The organism is Pseudomonas sp. FSL R10-0399, from assembly GCF_009600165.1.
Classification (GTDB): domain Bacteria; phylum Pseudomonadota; class Gammaproteobacteria; order Pseudomonadales; family Pseudomonadaceae; genus Aquipseudomonas; species Aquipseudomonas helleri.
Window position 1 is genome coordinate 1 of the sequence record NZ_WIWK01000315.1, and the last position, 350, is coordinate 350.

The following is a 350-nucleotide window of genomic DNA, read 5'->3' on the forward strand; positions in this document are numbered from 1 at the left end:
GGCGTTTACTGGATCCCTCTTTTTGAAGTACTGGATGCACGAGGATTTGAGGTGTACCTGGTCAATTCCCGGGCGACACGCCAGACCTCGGGGCGCAAATCTGATGTCCTGGACTGCCAATGGATCTGGCAGCTCATGACCCATGGCTTGTTGAGCGGGGCTTTTCGCCCTGCAGACGAAGTCTGTTCAATGCGTTCGCTGGTGCGTCAGCGCGCCAATAAAGTCGCCGACCAGGCCAAAACGATCAATCGCATGCAGAAAGCCTTGAGCCAGATGAATATCCAGTTGGCCAATGTCATCAGCGACATTACTGGCGTAACCGGGATGAAAATTCTTCAGGCCATCAATCA

At 53.4% G+C, this 350-nt stretch carries 1 protein-coding gene; it reads left to right on the forward strand.

The features are described 5' to 3' along the window. A partial coding sequence (locus GHO41_RS29600) for a transposase (protein ID WP_153435373.1) occupies positions 1 to 350 on the forward strand: 350 nt, incomplete at both ends.